Annotated in this window: 18 protein-coding genes and 1 pseudogene; 11 read left to right on the plus strand and 8 right to left on the minus strand. The window is 42.6% G+C overall.

All coding sequences use genetic code 11. The annotated features are described in order from the left end of the window. The first annotated feature begins 38 nt into the window (after positions 1-38). The 5 genes from CXF86_RS03500 to CXF86_RS03520 all read left to right on the plus strand — a co-directional run bounded on the left by CXF86_RS03500 (position 39) and on the right by CXF86_RS03520 (position 2,980). Positions 39-578 (plus strand): type II secretion system protein, encoded by a 540-nt coding sequence (locus CXF86_RS03500; protein ID WP_269801702.1) that lies wholly within the window; start codon positions 39-41, stop codon positions 576-578. Positions 579-637: 59 nt separating this feature from the next. Then, the gene (catB, locus tag CXF86_RS03505) at positions 638-1,270 is read left to right on the plus strand and encodes a type B chloramphenicol O-acetyltransferase (RefSeq protein ID WP_101091417.1); all 633 of its coding nucleotides are present in this window, start codon (positions 638-640) and stop codon (positions 1,268-1,270) included. A gap of 204 nt (positions 1,271-1,474) precedes the next feature. Next, positions 1,475-1,774 (plus strand): carotenoid oxygenase family protein, encoded by a 300-nt coding sequence (locus tag CXF86_RS03510; RefSeq protein ID WP_257982725.1) that lies wholly within the window; start codon positions 1,475-1,477, stop codon positions 1,772-1,774. A 240-nt stretch (positions 1,775-2,014) separates the two neighbouring features. Next, positions 2,015-2,260: an HP1242/YdcH family protein gene (locus tag CXF86_RS03515; protein WP_101091413.1), complete on the plus strand. Its 246-nt coding sequence runs from the start codon at positions 2,015-2,017 to the stop codon at positions 2,258-2,260. 375 nt (positions 2,261-2,635) lie between these two features. After that, on the plus strand, positions 2,636-2,980 hold the full coding sequence (locus tag CXF86_RS03520) for a TM2 domain-containing protein (RefSeq protein WP_101091412.1): 345 nt from the start codon (positions 2,636-2,638) through the stop codon (positions 2,978-2,980). Between the two features lie 234 nt (positions 2,981-3,214). Here CXF86_RS03520 and CXF86_RS03525 read toward each other — a convergent pair whose 3' ends face one another. Beyond that, complete coding sequence (locus CXF86_RS03525; RefSeq protein ID WP_101091411.1) at positions 3,215-3,892, minus strand: 2OG-Fe(II) oxygenase; 678 nt, start codon at positions 3,890-3,892, stop codon at positions 3,215-3,217. A gap of 181 nt (positions 3,893-4,073) precedes the next feature. Further along, positions 4,074-5,300 carry a hypothetical protein gene (locus tag CXF86_RS03530; protein ID WP_257985277.1) on the minus strand — a complete coding sequence of 409 codons (1,227 nt, stop codon included), beginning with the start codon at positions 5,298-5,300 and terminating at the stop codon, positions 4,074-4,076. Positions 5,301-5,497: 197 nt separating this feature from the next. Between CXF86_RS03530 and CXF86_RS03535 the strand changes: the two genes are divergently transcribed. The 3 genes from CXF86_RS03535 (at position 5,498) to CXF86_RS03545 (ending at position 8,229) form a co-directional block, all read left to right on the plus strand. Beyond that, entirely contained in the window at positions 5,498-6,190 is a 693-nt protein-coding gene (locus CXF86_RS03535) for a response regulator (RefSeq protein WP_257985278.1), read from the plus strand. Further along, a complete protein-coding gene (locus CXF86_RS03540) occupies positions 6,183-7,580 on the plus strand; it encodes an ATP-binding protein (protein ID WP_102038355.1) in 1,398 nt (465 codons plus the stop codon). Before CXF86_RS03535 ends, CXF86_RS03540 begins: the two co-directional genes overlap by 8 nt. 169 nt (positions 7,581-7,749) lie before the next feature. Beyond that, a complete protein-coding gene (locus CXF86_RS03545; protein WP_101091409.1) occupies positions 7,750-8,229 on the plus strand; it encodes a YbaK/EbsC family protein in 480 nt (159 codons plus the stop codon). Between the two features lie 567 nt (positions 8,230-8,796). On the opposite strand, the gene CXF86_RS03550 is transcribed toward CXF86_RS03545, so the two are convergent. From CXF86_RS03550 to CXF86_RS03560, 3 genes are all read right to left on the minus strand, one after another. Next, complete coding sequence (locus CXF86_RS03550; RefSeq protein ID WP_101091408.1) at positions 8,797-9,003, minus strand: AbrB/MazE/SpoVT family DNA-binding domain-containing protein; 207 nt, start codon at positions 9,001-9,003, stop codon at positions 8,797-8,799. Between the two features lie 395 nt (positions 9,004-9,398). After that, positions 9,399-9,923, minus strand: a complete 525-nt coding sequence (locus CXF86_RS03555) for a hypothetical protein (protein WP_102038356.1) — start codon at positions 9,921-9,923, stop codon at positions 9,399-9,401. Further along, positions 9,916-10,665 (minus strand): winged helix-turn-helix domain-containing protein, encoded by a 750-nt coding sequence (locus CXF86_RS03560; protein WP_180961001.1) that lies wholly within the window; start codon positions 10,663-10,665, stop codon positions 9,916-9,918. Before CXF86_RS03560 ends, CXF86_RS03555 begins: the two co-directional genes overlap by 8 nt. A gap of 657 nt (positions 10,666-11,322) precedes the next feature. Between CXF86_RS03560 and CXF86_RS03570 the strand changes: the two genes are divergently transcribed. Next, positions 11,323-12,132, plus strand: coding sequence for a cytochrome c3 family protein (locus CXF86_RS03570; RefSeq protein ID WP_101091404.1), 810 nt, complete (start codon positions 11,323-11,325; stop codon positions 12,130-12,132). 17 nt (positions 12,133-12,149) lie between these two features. Then, entirely contained in the window at positions 12,150-12,644 is a 495-nt protein-coding gene (locus CXF86_RS03575; RefSeq protein WP_101091403.1) for a hypothetical protein, read from the plus strand. An 88-nt stretch (positions 12,645-12,732) separates the two neighbouring features. On the opposite strand, the gene CXF86_RS03580 is transcribed toward CXF86_RS03575, so the two are convergent. Both CXF86_RS03580 and CXF86_RS03585 read right to left on the minus strand, forming a co-directional pair. Then, positions 12,733-14,214 carry a protein adenylyltransferase SelO gene (locus CXF86_RS03580; RefSeq protein WP_102038359.1) on the minus strand — a complete coding sequence of 494 codons (1,482 nt, stop codon included), beginning with the start codon at positions 14,212-14,214 and terminating at the stop codon, positions 12,733-12,735. Positions 14,215-14,316: 102 nt separating this feature from the next. Next, positions 14,317-15,618: an NAD(P)/FAD-dependent oxidoreductase gene (locus CXF86_RS03585; RefSeq protein WP_102038360.1), complete on the minus strand. Its 1,302-nt coding sequence runs from the start codon at positions 15,616-15,618 to the stop codon at positions 14,317-14,319. A 437-nt stretch (positions 15,619-16,055) separates the two neighbouring features. On the opposite strand from CXF86_RS03585, the gene CXF86_RS03590 reads away from it, so the two are divergent. Continuing rightward, complete coding sequence (locus CXF86_RS03590; protein WP_102038361.1) at positions 16,056-16,577, plus strand: hypothetical protein; 522 nt, start codon at positions 16,056-16,058, stop codon at positions 16,575-16,577. Between the two features lie 68 nt (positions 16,578-16,645). Here CXF86_RS03590 and CXF86_RS22995 read toward each other — a convergent pair. Next, positions 16,646-16,900 (minus strand): annotated as a pseudogene (locus CXF86_RS22995) (hypothetical protein); the annotation flags it as partial. Between the last annotated feature and the right edge of the window lie 60 nt (positions 16,901-16,960).

The following is a 16,960-nucleotide window of genomic DNA, read 5'->3' on the forward strand; positions in this document are numbered from 1 at the left end:
TCGACAAACTTGTAAATAATAACCAGGCGTTACTCAAAATGAATATGAATAAACAAAATGCATCACTTCCCCACAATTCAGGCTTCACCCTCATAGAGTTGGTTGTCGTTATTATTATTTTAGGTGTTTTGGCTGTTACGGCATTGCCCAAATTTATCAATATGAAATCAGATGCAAACGTTGCTGTGATTAAAGGGGCCGTGGGTTCAATTAAAACCGCAGTATCGCTATTTAAAGCCAAAACCATGACTTCAGGTAATACTTTTACTGATGTGGTCGAGTTTTCTGGCGTAAAAGGCAGTAACTATCAACCATGGGCTGCAACAGCTACTGCAAGTGGATTTTTATCTGATTACTCCTCTCCACCCGAAATATTTGAAGGTGCTGGATTAGATGTTAACGAATGGGCTTACCGTATTTACGTACCCACTAGCTATGCCGTTATTGCTGCACCTAAAAGTGTTTTAGATAAAAGTGAACCTAGTGCCGCAGAGGTTAAAGCGACTAACTGCTATTTTCAGTATCACTGGCAAACATCAGGTGAGCCAACAATCACCACAGTGATGACGGACTGCTAGCAAAATTACAACGAGTTAACATCATGCACCAGTTAAGTACTTCATAGAGGATATTGAGTTTGAACAATTATTTTGACAGCCCCTTTGTCGGCAAATCACTGCAAGAGCAAGTGACAAACCCTAATATCATTGTGGGAAAACACAGCTATTATTCTGGCTATTATCACAACCATAGTTTCGACGATTGTGCCCGTTACTTGCTGCCCGATAGAACTGATGTCGATAAACTCATTATTGGTAGCTTCTGCTCAATTGGTTCAGGTGCAGTATTTATGATGGCGGGTAATCAAGGGCACCAGAATAATTGGGTGAGCACTTTTCCATTTTTCTACCAAGAAAACGAACACTTTACTGACGCTAAAGATGGCTTTGAACGTTCAGGAGATACCGTTATAGGCAATGATGTATGGATTGGCACTGAAGCTATGATTATGAGTGGCGTTAAGCTCGGTGATGGCGCCATTATCGCCAGCCGTGCTGTGGTGACTAAAGATGTCGCGCCCTACTCTATTGTTGGTTCAAATCCAGCGAAACATATTCGTTTTCGTTTTCCTGAAACAGAGATCGCTAAACTACTTGAGATGCAATGGTGGTTATGGAGTGATATACAGCTAAAAAGTGCCATGGCATTAATGTGCTCATCTGATATCAATGGCCTATACGATTACTGGCAGACTTTGAAGCAAGAGTAATACTCATTGTTTTAGTCAGCTACGGGGCGAACTCGGTTTACATGCAAACGACCAGCCCTCTGTAGCTTCCCTCTTTGTCTGCTGCGCTTCTCTTGACTAGCTATCCGACTGGCTTATTTTTCTCATAAAATGAACAGGCGAGCCCAAGTTCTCATCTGTCACACTGACCTAATTCGCTGATATAGCCACTTAATCTACGATTATCTGTATCATTTATCGAGCAATGAGCAAAGCTTGTGGAGTGACGCTGTATCATCAATCAATAGCGGTGCTGAGCAACATTTCAATTTTGGCAAAGACTATCTAGTGGAAGAACACATTAGCGTATGCCCTAAAGCAGTTGAAGGTACTGGATACCTCATTGGTACCGCGTTGCATGTGCCCAGTAAGCGGACTTGTCTTAACATATTTGCCGCCAACGATATCAATTCAGGCCCCATGGCACGGGCTTGGCTGCCCTATCATCTACCTCTCGGTTTTCATGGTCACTTTCAAGCAAATTAATCAGTGCTGGGGCACTCTAAATTGAGGGCGACTGCTGCGGTGTTAATCGAAAATAGAGCAGAGTCAAATTAGTATTTTATACCTTGACTCGGCCCTCAGTGCTTAAAACAAGTAGAATCTGCGATTTTTTGTTAACTAGATCGCTAAAATACCTAGATATACCCCTTTGTTAAAATCCATAATGCTGTAGTGTTGGTAGTACAAACAGAATAATTTTCAGTTCACCATTCAGGGGTACCTATGCTAAATGAGAATCATGCACTTATTTTTGACTTCCCAGAATTTAAACAAGACATTGTTTATTTGAATCATAAAGACGAAGCATTCCAAGAACTGTCCAAACAGTATCATTTATTAGATTATGAAATTCGTCAGCTAGAAATTGACGGTAGTCCCACCGATGACGAGCATATGCATCAGCTAAAATTACAGCGCGCTAATTTAAAAGACGTCCTATTCCTGAAATTAAAAGAGCACCACGCCTAACAATCGTATACTACGAGCTGGCCAGTCATGAGTATGCTCAGTCTGGCCAACAGCTTGCAAAAGAGCTCAGCAGGAGAACATCACTCCTCCTCTTTTCGCTAACTCTTTTATAAAAAGCCGAATCTCTCGAACCAAATGGCTATTGCAGCACTTCATTAAAAATCATCTCACCGTTCAAATGGAAAACGATGCTTCCGCTAACTTCACAGTGAAGCGAGATAATCTTACTCAGTATTGAGTATTCACCACCTCCCATGATATGGCTGCCCTGCTAACGTTCGGGTTTATTTTAATTATGTGAACTATGCACCTATGTTTCAGCGCACGCTTGTACGCATAATGGCTCATTAGCAATATTGACTATTGGAGTTTGCGATGCAAGAAATAGATTGCCCACAGTGCAGCCAAAAAATCGACATTAATCTGGTGACCTGCCCCCAGTGCCATGTCGTTCAAGGGTTAGAGGCACTCTCTGGAGTTGATCCTTATATTCGTATTAAAAATCAAAAACTCACGATATGGTTTAGCCTTTTATTCGGTGGGCTGGGCGTACATAAGTTCTATTTAGGTCAACACCTAAAGGGCAGCTTGTACTTAATCTTTAGCTGGACCTTAGTGCCGATGATTGTTGGCTGGATCGATGCGGTGCGCACCATGAAAATGAGTCCCTTCAATTTTCAGCAGCGTTATTGTCGAAAAGTGAGTCACTACTACGTCTAGCCATAGGCAGCTTAGCTTAAAATGAGTTAAACACTTTATGACAATATACCGTCCACGGCAGTAGAAGTTGATGCTTATTTACATTAATGCCGCTCTACAGACACACCTCATCGCTGATGAAGCTTGCATGCGTGACTAACGCCATTAAGTGATAGCTACGACCTCTGTGCAGCATGAGGCACTGCAGACATCACTCTTTCACTGAGCCATGAGTCCAAAATTAGATAAGTAACATTAACTTGGTGGGTCGATGTTATTGGCAATGCTGCAATTGAGCCTAAACCAACCCGCGATAGAGAAACGGTCACGTTTTGCGGCTAACACTTCATGGGGAAACTCTTCACTTAAAAAGACCACCACGGTACCAAAACCGGGTGTAACGCGAACCGTATGGTCATCAATAATCGCAGATGTTGATTGTTGGTTTTGATATATCACCAGCTCTCCGCCATCGTCTTTCGACCAAGATTGGTTAAGATAAACCACCACAGAAAGTATTCGATTCCCCTCACCGATAAAGGCATCTTTGTGCTTTTTATAAAAATCACCTTCAGCGTAATGTGCAAAGTGGCTTTCAAACGAAAATAGCCCTAAAAAGAGTCTTCTATTCAAGAACACTTGCAGCGCCTGAGTCCAATCAAGCCAAGCCGTGCCCGCTTCACTGTCATTATTAATCCAGCTAATCGCGTCGGTACGCACAAAGTCATTAATCTTATGATCAACTGAGCGACCAATGCCAGCGCGCTTAAAATTAGCGTCGGGCATAGTGGTAATATGTGAGGCTAATAAATGGGTTAAATCGTGTGGCAGAGCAGCAGGGTTAATGCTGTAGCCTTTGTTTGCGATGTCATTTGCAATTGATGCAAAAAGGGAGGAATCGTCACCTGTTTGAGAGGTGCGAGGTAAGATCAACTACATCCAGTCTTAGGCGTTAAAATTAACATTGATGAGTTACTTTTATAAACAGAGACCACCAGCATACACCTATAACAATCAATATAGTCATTAATATAGATTCGCGACAAAAGCAGTAATAAGTGACAGAAAAGCTACTTCGATAAGCAGCTTAAATGTTAAACGTATTAGTGGCTATTTATAGTGTGACATTGCTGCCGCTAAATACCGCACTCTCAATCCCAGTCAAGGTATTAACGCCATCTCGATTACTCACCATATCGGTAATAATCGTAGCACCATTGTCTTGCTTTTCGATGCTGTATTGCGATGCCTTACCACTAAACTTCACCTCGTTTTGACCACTGTTACCGGTAATATTATTATCAAGCTGATTAACCACCACATTGCTGTTTAGGCTGCCAGTTAACGTCACATCCTTAAGATATTGCGAGTGATGCGTATAGCCAATATCACGATTGAACTTTAGGCTAAAGTCACCGATAAAGCTCGCATCAATGCGCGCATTATAGGTCAGGTACGAATGAAAGAATTTATTATTCATCAACTCAGCACCGAGAGGATCTTCAGTGCTCATTTCAGCACGTGTTTTCGCAATATATCCGCCCCACATACTGTGGGTTTCACTGCCACTCCATGCGCCCCATAAACCATAATAAGCATCGATAACTGACGCGAGGTATTCTTGAGTTAAGCTATTTTCAGCGGTGAGTTCAGTGATCCAGCTTTGATCTCCGCCCCATAATTTATCATTTAGCGCTGTGGTTTGAGCCGCTCTAATTTCAGCTTGATAGCCAGGCAAGGCGCCGATGAATTCACTATTCTGATCCACGCCGATACCGTAGTCATGCATCATATGCAGGATCTCTTCAAAACTCGCATCGCGATGTTCTTCATAGTTTTGATTGATATACCAAGCACCACCTTCTACTTGAATTTCATTTTGATACAGCGGTTGCCCGCCTAATTCTGTAGCAGGATTAGTACCATCGTCACTGCCATTAAGGAGTAATAAGATCGCGCCATTGTCTGCTATCTTATTGGTCACTGCTGATTTGTCATTACCAAATTCAGAGCCCGGTAAATTGGTCAAGTAATGGCTCAAGATAGCGCGTGCACGCACTATCTGGTTATCGCTAATCAAGTCTTGCGCAATAATATGGATAGATTTTCCATTAGGCGCTTTTATTTGCGTGTAGCGATTAAACTTCAGCGCTGCGCTATAGGTTGTTGACAGCGACGCAGGCACTGTCTCGATACCGAGTGCTTTTGTTTCTGCTGACAATCCAGAGCCAGGATTATTGTTATTATCACCTACTGCCATGGTTGAAGAATCAGAGTTACAGGCCGTTAAGGCCATTAAACTTACTGCGACAACCCCTGCCAATACTACTTTAGCTACCATATACTGCTCCTAAAACCTCTTTGATTTGAGCCATAAAATTAACATGACCATTAAATTCATAGGGTAAGAGAAAGTAAGCAAGCGGCATGCTATGTAAGCAGGTGTAAGCAAACTGTTATTAGTAACAATAATCTGTAAAATCAGATTGATTGAGCAGGTGTTTCTATCAAACATTGGTAGACTAAATATTAAGGTAAATGGCTGTGAGTAAAGCAAATATACTCATTATTGAAGATGATAAAGAGATCTCTCGTTTAACCGCCATGTATCTTGAAGCTGAAGATTACAGTACGTGCGTGATTGCAGATGGCTTACAAGCAGTAGGCACTGTAAGGATGGAGCAGCCCGACTTAGTCATTCTTGATTTAATGCTACCAGGGTTAGATGGGGTATCGGTGTGCAAACAGATACGCAAGTTTTATCAAGGCCCTATCTTGGTATTAACGGCCTGCTGCGACGATATTAGCGAAGTCAGTCTACTCAAACTTGGCGCCGACGATTACCTCACTAAGCCAGTGCGGCCACATGTCATGCTTGCCAGAATTGAAGCTTTACTAAGACGCAGTCGACCCGTAACCCCGAGTTACAACCAATTGCACGTTGGACAACTCACTATTGATACCGGCAGGCAAATCGTTAGCTATAACGATCTTACGCTTGTGCTCACTACCGCTGAGTACGATATGTTACTGCTACTAGCTTCCCATGCTGGCAGCATTGTTTCTAGAGAGAGTTGCTGCCGATCATTAAGAGGCATTGATTATGATTTCAATGATCGTTCAGTAGATATGCGGATCTCAGGGCTAAGAAGAAAACTCAATGATGACATGCCCCCCTACAAAACGATATTAACGATACGTAACAAAGGATACATGTTGATCAATGGCTAACTATCTTCCGCCTCTTTTTACGCGTCTTTACTTGAGTTTGCTTACGGCGCTGTTTGCCAGCATTATCCTAACATTCTACTTGAGTGAGCAGTATTTAGAACAAAGTGATGTGGTCGATTTCCATGATGATAGCTATCAAATCTTTATTGAAGCCACCTCAGGCATGCAGCGTACGCACTTGTCTGCAGAGCAATATATTAATAGCTATCAAGGGCAACATCCTCAATTTAATATTACTTGGCAAGCAAATTGGAATGCTAAGCAAGACTGCTCTGATTGTGAGTTTTTAAGCAATATCGGAGGAATATCAATATATCAATTATCTGACGAGCAACTATTAGCCATTTATCCACTTTACCAAACTAATGGCACTATCTTAATCTCAGATAGGCTGCCAAATAGTTTATTTTTTGATAGAACCAATAAACAACAAAGCAGCAGTTTTATAGAATTATTACGTGACGACCCTTCTGAGTTTATTCCCTATTTACTGCTGCTTGTAGTGATTATTTCCTTAGGTACTACGTTATACTTTTCAGTTCGGCGGCTACAAAAACAGATTAACCAACTGGTTGATATAAATAAAAAGTTTGGTCAGGGCGAGCTCAACATTCGTGCTCGCCAGACCTATTCTGAGCCCGTTAATGAGTTGGCAGACAGCTTTAACAGAATGGCTAATGCCATTACTGAAACGGTAAAAGAGAATCAAATTTTTGCCCAAGCGGTGCCCCATGAAATACGCACACCACTGAGTAGAATTCAGCTGGCAACAGGTTTACTGCGTCAACGTAGTTTGCAAAATGAAGAGCTAGAATTACTAGATAATATCGATAACTATATCGATGATATCGAAAAGTTAACTCGCCAAGTACTCACCTTTTCTAAGCTAAATGCAGTAACAGGCCAAGATGATAGCCAAAACACACAACGAATAAAACTAGATGAATATTTGCAGAGCCGAATAATGCAGTTAACTACCGATAATGTTATCGCCGTTAAATTAAATCTGCAGCCACTTGAGCTTGAATGTGAGCCAGCATACTTACGATTGATGTTTGATAATCTGTTTAACAATGCACTTATGTACGCAAGCTCTCAAGTTGAGATCACAGTCAGCTCTAGCCGCAAATCCTGCGGAAAAGGCCTCGTTGTAGTCAGTGTTGACGACGATGGGACTGGCGTTGATAGCCATCAGTTTGAAACCATCTTTCTGCCTTTTTCCCGCTTAGATAAAAGTCGTAACCAACAAACGGGAGGGTTGGGTCTAGGCTTGGCTATTGCCAAAGCAGCAACAAGACGAATGCAGGGGAAATTGCTTGTCGGTCGCAGTCACTTAGGCGGTGCCAGCTTTAGCTGCCAACTAGCCTATAACCCCAAGCAACAAAACTAAGAATACCAAGCCATTGGGTTACCTTTACCAATGGCTTAAATTTCACGCTATCAAATTCACTCCACACTCACTAAATACTTGACCGCTGTACCGTCTTTAACCACCGACAAGATCAATACGATTGAACTATAATTAAGGCTAAAGTCATATCGCAAAAAGAGGTAATACTATGACTATTTCAAGCCGATTAAATCAGTATTTAGATGATAATGACGTAAAGTACGATCTCCTGCCCCACCCTCGCAGTGCAAGTTCTATTAGCTCAGCTATTGCTGCGCACATATCCCCCACACAACTCGCCAAAGCCGTGATCTTAGAAGATCACGAAAGCCGCAAGGTGATGGCCGTATTACCCGCTAACCATAAAGTTAGTTTGCGTTCGCTCGGTGATAAACTAAATCGAGAGCTTCACTTAATTAAGGAGCAAGAGATCTATCAAATGTTCGACGATTGTCAGCATGGCGCCATCCCCTCCCTAGGTGCAGCTTATAACTTAGAGGCTGTTTATGATGATCTATTGGTTGAAGCTAAAGAGATCTACTTTGAGGCTGGGGATCATAGCAACTTAGTACGCATGAACCGAGATGACTTTATCAAGCTGATTAAAGATGCCAAGCACTTAAGATTCAGTCATCAAAGCGTGCATTAAAGCCCTGCTTGAGCATTGAGTCATGCTCAAGCTTCTCTATGCCGATACTTAGCACTGAACGCTTACCTGTACATGCTAGTGATAAGCTTCTTCGGTAAAGAATATTGTTATGCAGTGCTCTCGTCCAAGCTCGTTATTGATAATAGTAGCGTTACTGCTTGCCCTCATCATTAGCAATGCTAACGCCAATTTATTGAAAAAGAGTCAATTTCTGCACCCAATAGCTTTAGTAAGGCGCCAATAATTACCGTCTATTCAACTTCTGGAAAAAAAATGGGATAGGATTGATAAAACTAAAATCAGCAATTTTTCAATTAACTTAAATGCTGAATGTAAATTTGAAGGTAAAGACAATAAAGCCGACAAAGGGAAGATGAGCCTATCAGGATTTTTGCTGATAAGTGATAGCGCTTAGCCAGCAAATGACTTAATTCCCCATACCAAAACTTAACACCTCCACTAGGACCCCATTACCTATGTTCAAGAGCATCAGCTTTAAGGGATAAAATTAGCCCCCCTCCCCCTTACTTGTATCACTCGACGTGAACGAATTAACACAGCGAAAAGTTAAGCATCTTCTTCATGCATAAAACCTTCAATTAATGCCATCTGCTCCGACACCCCATCACTTTGGGAGGTGAGTCGATAGCAGCCGTGAGCCATCCTTTCTAAGCTAATATTATCTCCCGCACCAAGATGCAGCTGTTCAACAATCTCTTGCGGCAACTCAACCCCTAGCCCTTTTCCCACATTTTTAACCTTAAGTTCTGTCATAATCCTACCTATACATACGTCTCACACTGTGATTTCTGTACAACTAACCAAGATGTAAGAGCGAACCAATTAGTTAAAATTATAGTTGATTTAGCGAGCACTGGATTAGGCGTTGCAATGTCTTAGATAAGCGATTGAGTGAATAGTGATTGGTTATTGATAACGCGACATTCCCGCCTGCATGGTAAACCTTACGGTGCCGGCATAATTTGCTGCAGCAATCAGCTTTTGCTTCACTCCACGTACAATTCAGTTTTAGTGAACTATATTCATCATGAAATTTGCAGCATAGCCATTCCCATGACTAAACACAAAAGGGAGAGTTAGTCGTAAGAGAATAGTGTACCTGCTTAAATGGCTAGCCCTAGCTTAGCGCTAGTCATTTGGATTATTCGCTACCCCATGGTCACCAGACTACAGGCGCAGATATTAGTGCTGGGTAAAAAGTACAGTAGTGCGGTATTTTTAGTTTGATTACGGCTGGCAATTTGTATCGTTAAGTTATGCACTCCCTCCTTAGTAATATTGCGGCTAGCGAAAGCTTCTAAATGTTTGGCATGCAAGGGTAATGACAACTCACTGTTATGTCTAATAAGCTCACTACTGACCAAATTGAGGATATAAATATCCTTGTCTTTATTTGCACTCAGCACATCGCCTTTTAAATGCAGAGTAGCAATTGGAATGCCATCCGTTGTGAAGTATCGATAACTAATACTCGCTGAACGTTTTTGCAGGGAAAAATCAGCGATAAGTGAATGATGTTCAATGACGTGTGTTTTGGGGTTCGTTGCCACCAATTCATTGCGACATGATAATACGATATCCACTTCGGTGGCTTTAATGTGCTGATAGACAACCACGCCGATAATTAACGCTAATAATGCGCCACTCAAACCCACTTTTAGATGTCTAATCACAGAGCGATACCTCTTCAAGCCATTGTTCAGAAATAAACTCTGGGCTCAAGCTAAAATCGATAGTTTTTATATTTCTCATTAATGTGCCCCCGTTTGGCGTTTTACCTAACATCGAAATATTAAGCACTTGCATGTCATTTGAAAATGCAAGGTACACTCGACCCCATGTTAAATGTGGGCAACGATTTAGCGCTGAAATAACTTTGTCTTCTATGGGCACCTCTTGGCGCAGACTTATCGTGGGAGACTCCAACCAAGTCAGTATCACTTTCTGGCCGTTATCCAACACAATGTTGCGGTTAGTTTTAATCGGTGCATCAACCTCTTTAAATAAGATGTATTGATGCATCGCCGTCACCACCGCAATGCAGCTCAAAAACAGCACGGTTACCGTTAATATAAGATAGTTTTTACGTATTTTAGATTGCTGGGACCAACTCGCGCTCGGCGGGGTAATATTTAAGCGGTAACCTTTGCGCGGAAATGTCTCGATTAACTCAGCATGAGCTTCGCCAAAGTACTTTCGCAAGGTAAAAACAGCTTTGGCCACCGCTGACTCACTCATCACTGCCGTTTGCGATCCCGCGCAAGCAAGCTGCCCTTTGCTCATGACTTGGTTTGGGTGAGCTGCCAACTGTTCAAGTACTTGACATTCGGTGCGTGTTAGATGAAATGAGCTTTGAGTTTCACTATTGAATAACTGACTATTAGCAATATCAAATTCAAAGATTTTTAACCGCATATCAATAGCGTCCATATAAAATCGTTGAACTATTTTACTGGAATTAACACAACACAAACATCCAGCCAATCACAATTTGGTAATGCTCGATATTATTTATCACCAAACATGCAATAGATCTAATGTTATAGTCATAATGTAGACCATATCAATGATTTTATTAGCTCTAGCTCTTATTGTGTATGACGCTAAACCGAAATAAAGCCCACTTCGGTATCACTGCTGACTCATCCCGTCAAAAATAGCTCATTTACTCTATGCCCCACGCAATAAAATAAATGGCTAATATTTAATTTAATAAGTGATTCAACCATTCATTAGATCTAGATCAATAAACGCTAGTAGTAATAAGGTGGATAAAAAGCGGTAATCAGCATTATAACTGTTACAAGAACCACGCCTCAGCATTACCCTCCAATATGATATCAAAAAGCAGTGAATAACATCGAAAGATAACCCAAAGGATACCGCTAAGGTTTGCGTGAAAATTACTTTGAAGTAGCTCTCATCAGCATTTTTCAGCCCTGTCATTCTTATCTCAAGCCACTGCAGCATTGAATTGCACTTCAATAAGGGCAACTTTTCAACTGTATGCAGCTAATTCAAAACACTCAGCATAAGTATTGAGTGACATACAAAAAATGGGACGTGATTAAGATGAAAACACTAAATAGAAGACAAGCTATACACCGTATTATTGGCATTTCCTCAGTAGCCGCAGGTAGTGCTTTAGTGGCTAACCCAGTTCTAGCGGCAGTCACCGGCAGTACTGGTGAGTGGAGACTAGCAGTAGATGAAAGACTCGCTTACGCCAAGCTAGACCCTATGACCGTAGCTAAACTTGCCTATGAAACGGGCAACGGCTGTATGTTCCAAGTGTTTGACAGCATCATCAAAAGTTTAGCGTTATCAGGTTCACCAGATGCTGAGAAATTTGCCTTAGTGCCTACTGCATTGGCCAAATACGGTTATGCTGGCATGTTAGGTGAAGGAACAGTTTGCGGTAATATTAACGCGACTGGCATGCTTGCTAACTTGCTATCAATTAACGGAGAGTCTGCTAACTCCCTTTTAAGCCCAACAATGCGCTATTACGAAAGCCAAGCCTTACCGCTGCAAACGGCTGAGTTCATTACGGGCATTGGCGCAGATATGACCGAAACATTAGATCAGGTCGGCACTCCTACCTCTGCAAACAGCATCTTATGCCACTCCTCTATCAGCCTTTGGGCGAGAGAAAATGGCAAGTCGTTTAGCCAAAAAGGCATGCGTTGTAAGCAGCTATCCGCCTCTGTCGTTTATGAATTAGTGGTCATGCTTAATAAAGCATTTGATGGTGAAACAGTAAATGACCATCCGATTTCTGACACTGTTGCCGGATGCCAATCTTGCCACACTTCAGAGTCCACATTTGCACCAAGCGTGCAGACTAATATGTCATGTGATACCTGCCACACTGGCCACTAAATGCAGGGAGAAAGACTATGAAACATTCTAAATTATACTGCGCGTTCGGCCTAGGTTCGTTACTACTATTCGGTTGTGGCAGTGATGATAACAAAACGGTAGAGCCGCCTATTGAGCCACCAGTGCCACCCGTCACTACTATTGGCATAAATGAAACTGATACTTTGAGTGTTAGTCTGAAAGCAGTTGACGGTGCAAGTGGTAACGTTGCGTTAACCCTCACCGGCGATGATGACAAACTAGTGACAGATGCTAGCGGGTTTAACTTAATCATCATGGGCTATCCAAAAGAAGGCGATTCTTCCGTTAAATATAAGCTTGCTTGGCATCAGGCCAACAATTCAAATTGTATTGAAGATGAAGAGTGCACTCTGGCTGTCACTGAAGCTGAACCTGGGGTCTACAACTTAGAGTTAGATGCAATTGAATGGAAAGATGCCATCGACAACTATCGCGTCGCAGTAGAAGTTAAAGGTGAAAAAGCTCACCTTGAGTTAGCGTTCCTAGATTGATACCTCACCCAAATAATAGTTAGGTAATCAATACTCGACCACCACGCAATGACAATTCATTGCGTGTTTTTTTTATTGAAAATGTAAATTACGTTCCACAGTAAGTGGTGAACTTGCCGAAACTTGCGGGCGCAGAAAGGCTGAACTCCTCTTTGCCTGTTTGCATCGTATAAGGATTAGCAAGCACCGAGATTAATGCCTCAAATGGCTGATAATCACCACGCTCTTCAGCGGCCTCAATCGCAGCTTCAACCAGATGGTTTCGCGGGATGTAAACAGGGTTAACCGCATTCATCATAGTGACACGTTCTGCAGTGGCTAACGGCTCTTTTCTCAGCCTTTCATGCCACTGCACTTTCCACAGAATGAATAGACTCGGGTCAGAAAACAGCATTTCAGCATCACTGCTATCGGAGGTTAAATCTACCGCGAGTTGACGAAATAGCTGAGTGTAATCTACTGCTTGAGCTTGCATTGACTCAAGCAACTGCTCGCAAAGTGCATAATCACCCTCAACCTCAGTTGTCATGCCCAGTTTTGCGCGCATTCCTAGCAGCCAATGAGACTTAAATACATCCCAAAATCCTTTTATCACATCGGTTGCTTGCGTTATCGCATCGTCAGAATCTTCATTGATAAAAGGCAGTAGTGTTTCGGCTAATCGCGCTAGATCCCACTGCGCCATTGCGGGTTGATTGCTATAGGCATAACGACCATCTTGATCGATAGAGCTAAACAAGGCATTGGCGTCATAGTTGTCCATAAACGCGCATGGGCCGTAGTCGATAGTCTCGCCACTGATGGTCATGTTGTCAGTATTCATCACGCCATGCACAAAACCGGCTAACATCCATTTGGCGACTAATTCGGCTTGCTTATCTCGTACTGCACAGATGAGATCTAAGTAAGGTTGTTGGCTTTGCTTTAGCTCAGGGTAATGACGTGCAATCGCATAGTCGGCCAGCTGTTTGAGTTTGTCTTCTTCACCCTGAGCGGCAAAATATTGAAAAGTTCCCACCCGTAAATGGCTTGTGGCCACTCGGGTTAATACCGCGCCCGGCAAATATCGCGTTCTGTAGATGGGCTCGCCAGTGGTGACGACAGCCAACGCACGCGTAGTGGCAATGCCAAGGGCATGCATCGCTTCGCACAGTATATATTCACGTAAAATAGCGCCGAGAACCGCTTTACCATCACCACCGCGAGAAAACTGCGTACGACCAGACCCCTTAAGTTGAATATCGAGGCGTTGACCTGACTCATCCAGCACCTCTCCTAATAGTAAGGCACGACCATCACCAAGTTGTGGGCTAAATCCGCCGAACTGATGGCCGGCATAAACTTGGGCTAATGGCGCAGAACCAAGAGGCGCTTCACTTCCAGAAAAGACATCGGCCAGCTGCTCAGTATTACTATTACTGATACCTAGCTGCTCAGCTAATGCCTGGTTGAACTTTACCAGCACCGGCGTTGGCGCTTTATCTCCCTTAGCGGAGACGTAAAACCCTTTGAGTTCATTTGCGTAGCTGTTGTCGAAACTTACGCCTAAGTCAATCTCAGTGCTGCTCATCGAATATCCATCTGGTTGCGAAAAATAACAAATTCCTATTGTGCTTACTTTACCTTAGTCGACTATAGAACGATAATCCTGCTGCGCCTTGATGCGTCAATGCTAATGCAGCTTCATTCTCGGACGCACTACTCGCATCAGTTTTTCAGCTAGCCACAGTGCTATCGTTTTGAAGGTGCCATGAATTGCTTGTTGATGCATTCGGTACAGCGATATATAGACAAAACGGGCAATTTTGCCTTCAACAAACATGCTACTTTTGGTCAAATTACCCATCAAGCTACCCACAGTGCTGTAACGAGATAGATTAACCAGCGAGCCATGGTCCACATAAACATAATCGACCAACGGTTCAGCATTCATCTCTTTAATAATATTCTTCTCGGCGCACTGCGCCATTTGATGAGCAGACTGAGCTCTTGGTGGCACAAAGCTACCATCGGCTTGCTCAAACGCACAGCAATCACCAATGACATAAATATCATTATTAACGGTACTTTTAAGATTAGCTTGAACCTTGATTTGATTGGCTCGATTGAGCTCAAAAAACTGCAGTTCTTTAATAAAGTCTGCCGCTTTTACCCCAGCAGCCCATAACATTAAGTTCGCTGCGATAAGCTGACCTTCTGAGGTCACAAAACCTGCAGCTGTCGCTTCACTAATACGGGTATTTTCCATCACCGACACACCTAGCTGGCTCAGCTCGTGTCGAGCCGATGATGCGATACGCTCAGTTAATGCAGGTAAGATCCGTGGACCGGCCTCTATTAGATGAATATTGAGTTTGTCTGCTGTCATCTTACTTAAGCCATACACTTTTAATAGATCGGTCACATGGTAAAGCTCGGCTGACAACTCCACGCCAGTGGCACCGCCGCCCACTATGGCGATATTGAGTTCATTGATAGAGTCCGATTGATGCACCCGAGTGAAACTATCAAGCAATGCATTATGAAAACGATTTGCCTGCTGGTGTGAATCGAGAAAAAAGCAGTTTTCCTGAACGCCTGGCGTATTAAAGTCATTACTGACACTGCCAATAGCAATCACCAATTTGTCGTACTGTATTTGACGTTCGGGAAGCAACACCTTACCCATATCATCGGTTATTGGCGCGACTGATATCGACTTCTCGTCACTGTTAAGCCCACAAAAAGTCCCTAGCTGAAATTGGTAGCCCTGCTTTGCCGCGTGGGCTGAATAGACAACGCCGTCAAGATCCGAATCCAACGAGCCCGTTGCGACTTCGTGCAGTAGCGGTTTCCAAATATGAGTGCGGTTTCTATCAACAAGTATGATGTGTGCTAAGTTTTTCTTACCCAGTTTACGACCGAGTTGAGTGGCAAGCTCTAGTCCACCCGCTCCTCCGCCAATAACCACAATTTTCGGACATGATGACATCACAACTTCCCCTTAATGCTTGATTGAATTAGCAGCGTTTATAAGTAAGCGCTTAATTCTAGAGTACTTATTTACCATTCAATTATATTGACTGAAATCAAAAACAAAGTCACGGTCACAACGTTTGAAATAACGCAGAAAAGCAGTTGATAACACTTTAGAGCCTGCAGACCACAGCAGAATAGTTGCTTAATAATGAAATCAACATCACTTAAATTCAAGATAGGAAGGTTGTGTGAACCAGTAAGTTGAGTGCCCGCCATGCTGATGTTTTCATCAACTACAGTCGATTGATAAACCCATATAAAGCATATAACTCATCAAGATAACTAAGTTGACTCAAATCCTATCGATTGCTATTTTAGCACTGCAACAAATTAGCAACCTTGTTTAACTATGATGTTTTTCATGGATTGAAGCTCTTATTAATGGATTAAAAAATGAAAAAAGTACTCCTATGCACTGCACTATTAAGCCTTTGTGCCTGTAAAAGCACAGACATTCGCAATATAACAAGCTCGGTTTCAGATATCGCCAGTATAGGCTCGTCAACAACGACGACCACTAACTCACCTAGTACTGATTACACTCATAATAAGCCACAATATTCCAATGAATCTGAGGATATCAGCGCTCATCGCACAGGGAAAACTAATAGAGATTACGGTGTTATCCGTTCAATTTCTTCAGAGAAAAACCCTAAAGGTATGACTATGGTGCGTTTTGTTGCCTTTCATCTCGATAGCGGGGCGGCATTAGAGAGTAACCAATATTTATATTCAATGGATAACAACGGTTGGATGAACAAGAAATCAATCATTACGCTTGATACCAGAACAAAAATGCTAAATAGCGGTCAATATTACCTAAAAGCACACGCTAAAAGTGGCGAGTTCTACACCACTGGAATGTTGACATTGGCGTCCGGTGTAACCAATGTCATCACCATTGATCTTGAGTAATTCATTAGTATAAAAGTCAATAATGAAAGGCCTGTTAACAGTGGTCTTTCATCTGTTACATCAGCGTTAATTTGGGCGGATTCAGCCAATGCCCCCTCAACGTTAACCAATTCAACGAGGGGATCCGTCTTTAGCTTTTCCGCCACACATGCGCTAACGCTGTCAACATCGGTGCCTTTAGCTACCGCTTCAATACCTTGACTACGGATCTGCTCGACAATTTGTTGTAATAGCAATTGCTCATCTTTGGCTAGCCATGCTTACTCCAATTTCTGCTTCTCATCACCACCGAAATAACCGCAACCACTTAGCCCAAATAACATAACCGTAGGGACTACAACATATTGGTCCTCCAGCAAACTACTCGCGAGTGAGCCAAGCCG

This window comes from Shewanella sp. GutCb (assembly GCF_002836135.1).
GTDB lineage: Bacteria > Pseudomonadota > Gammaproteobacteria > Enterobacterales > Shewanellaceae > Shewanella.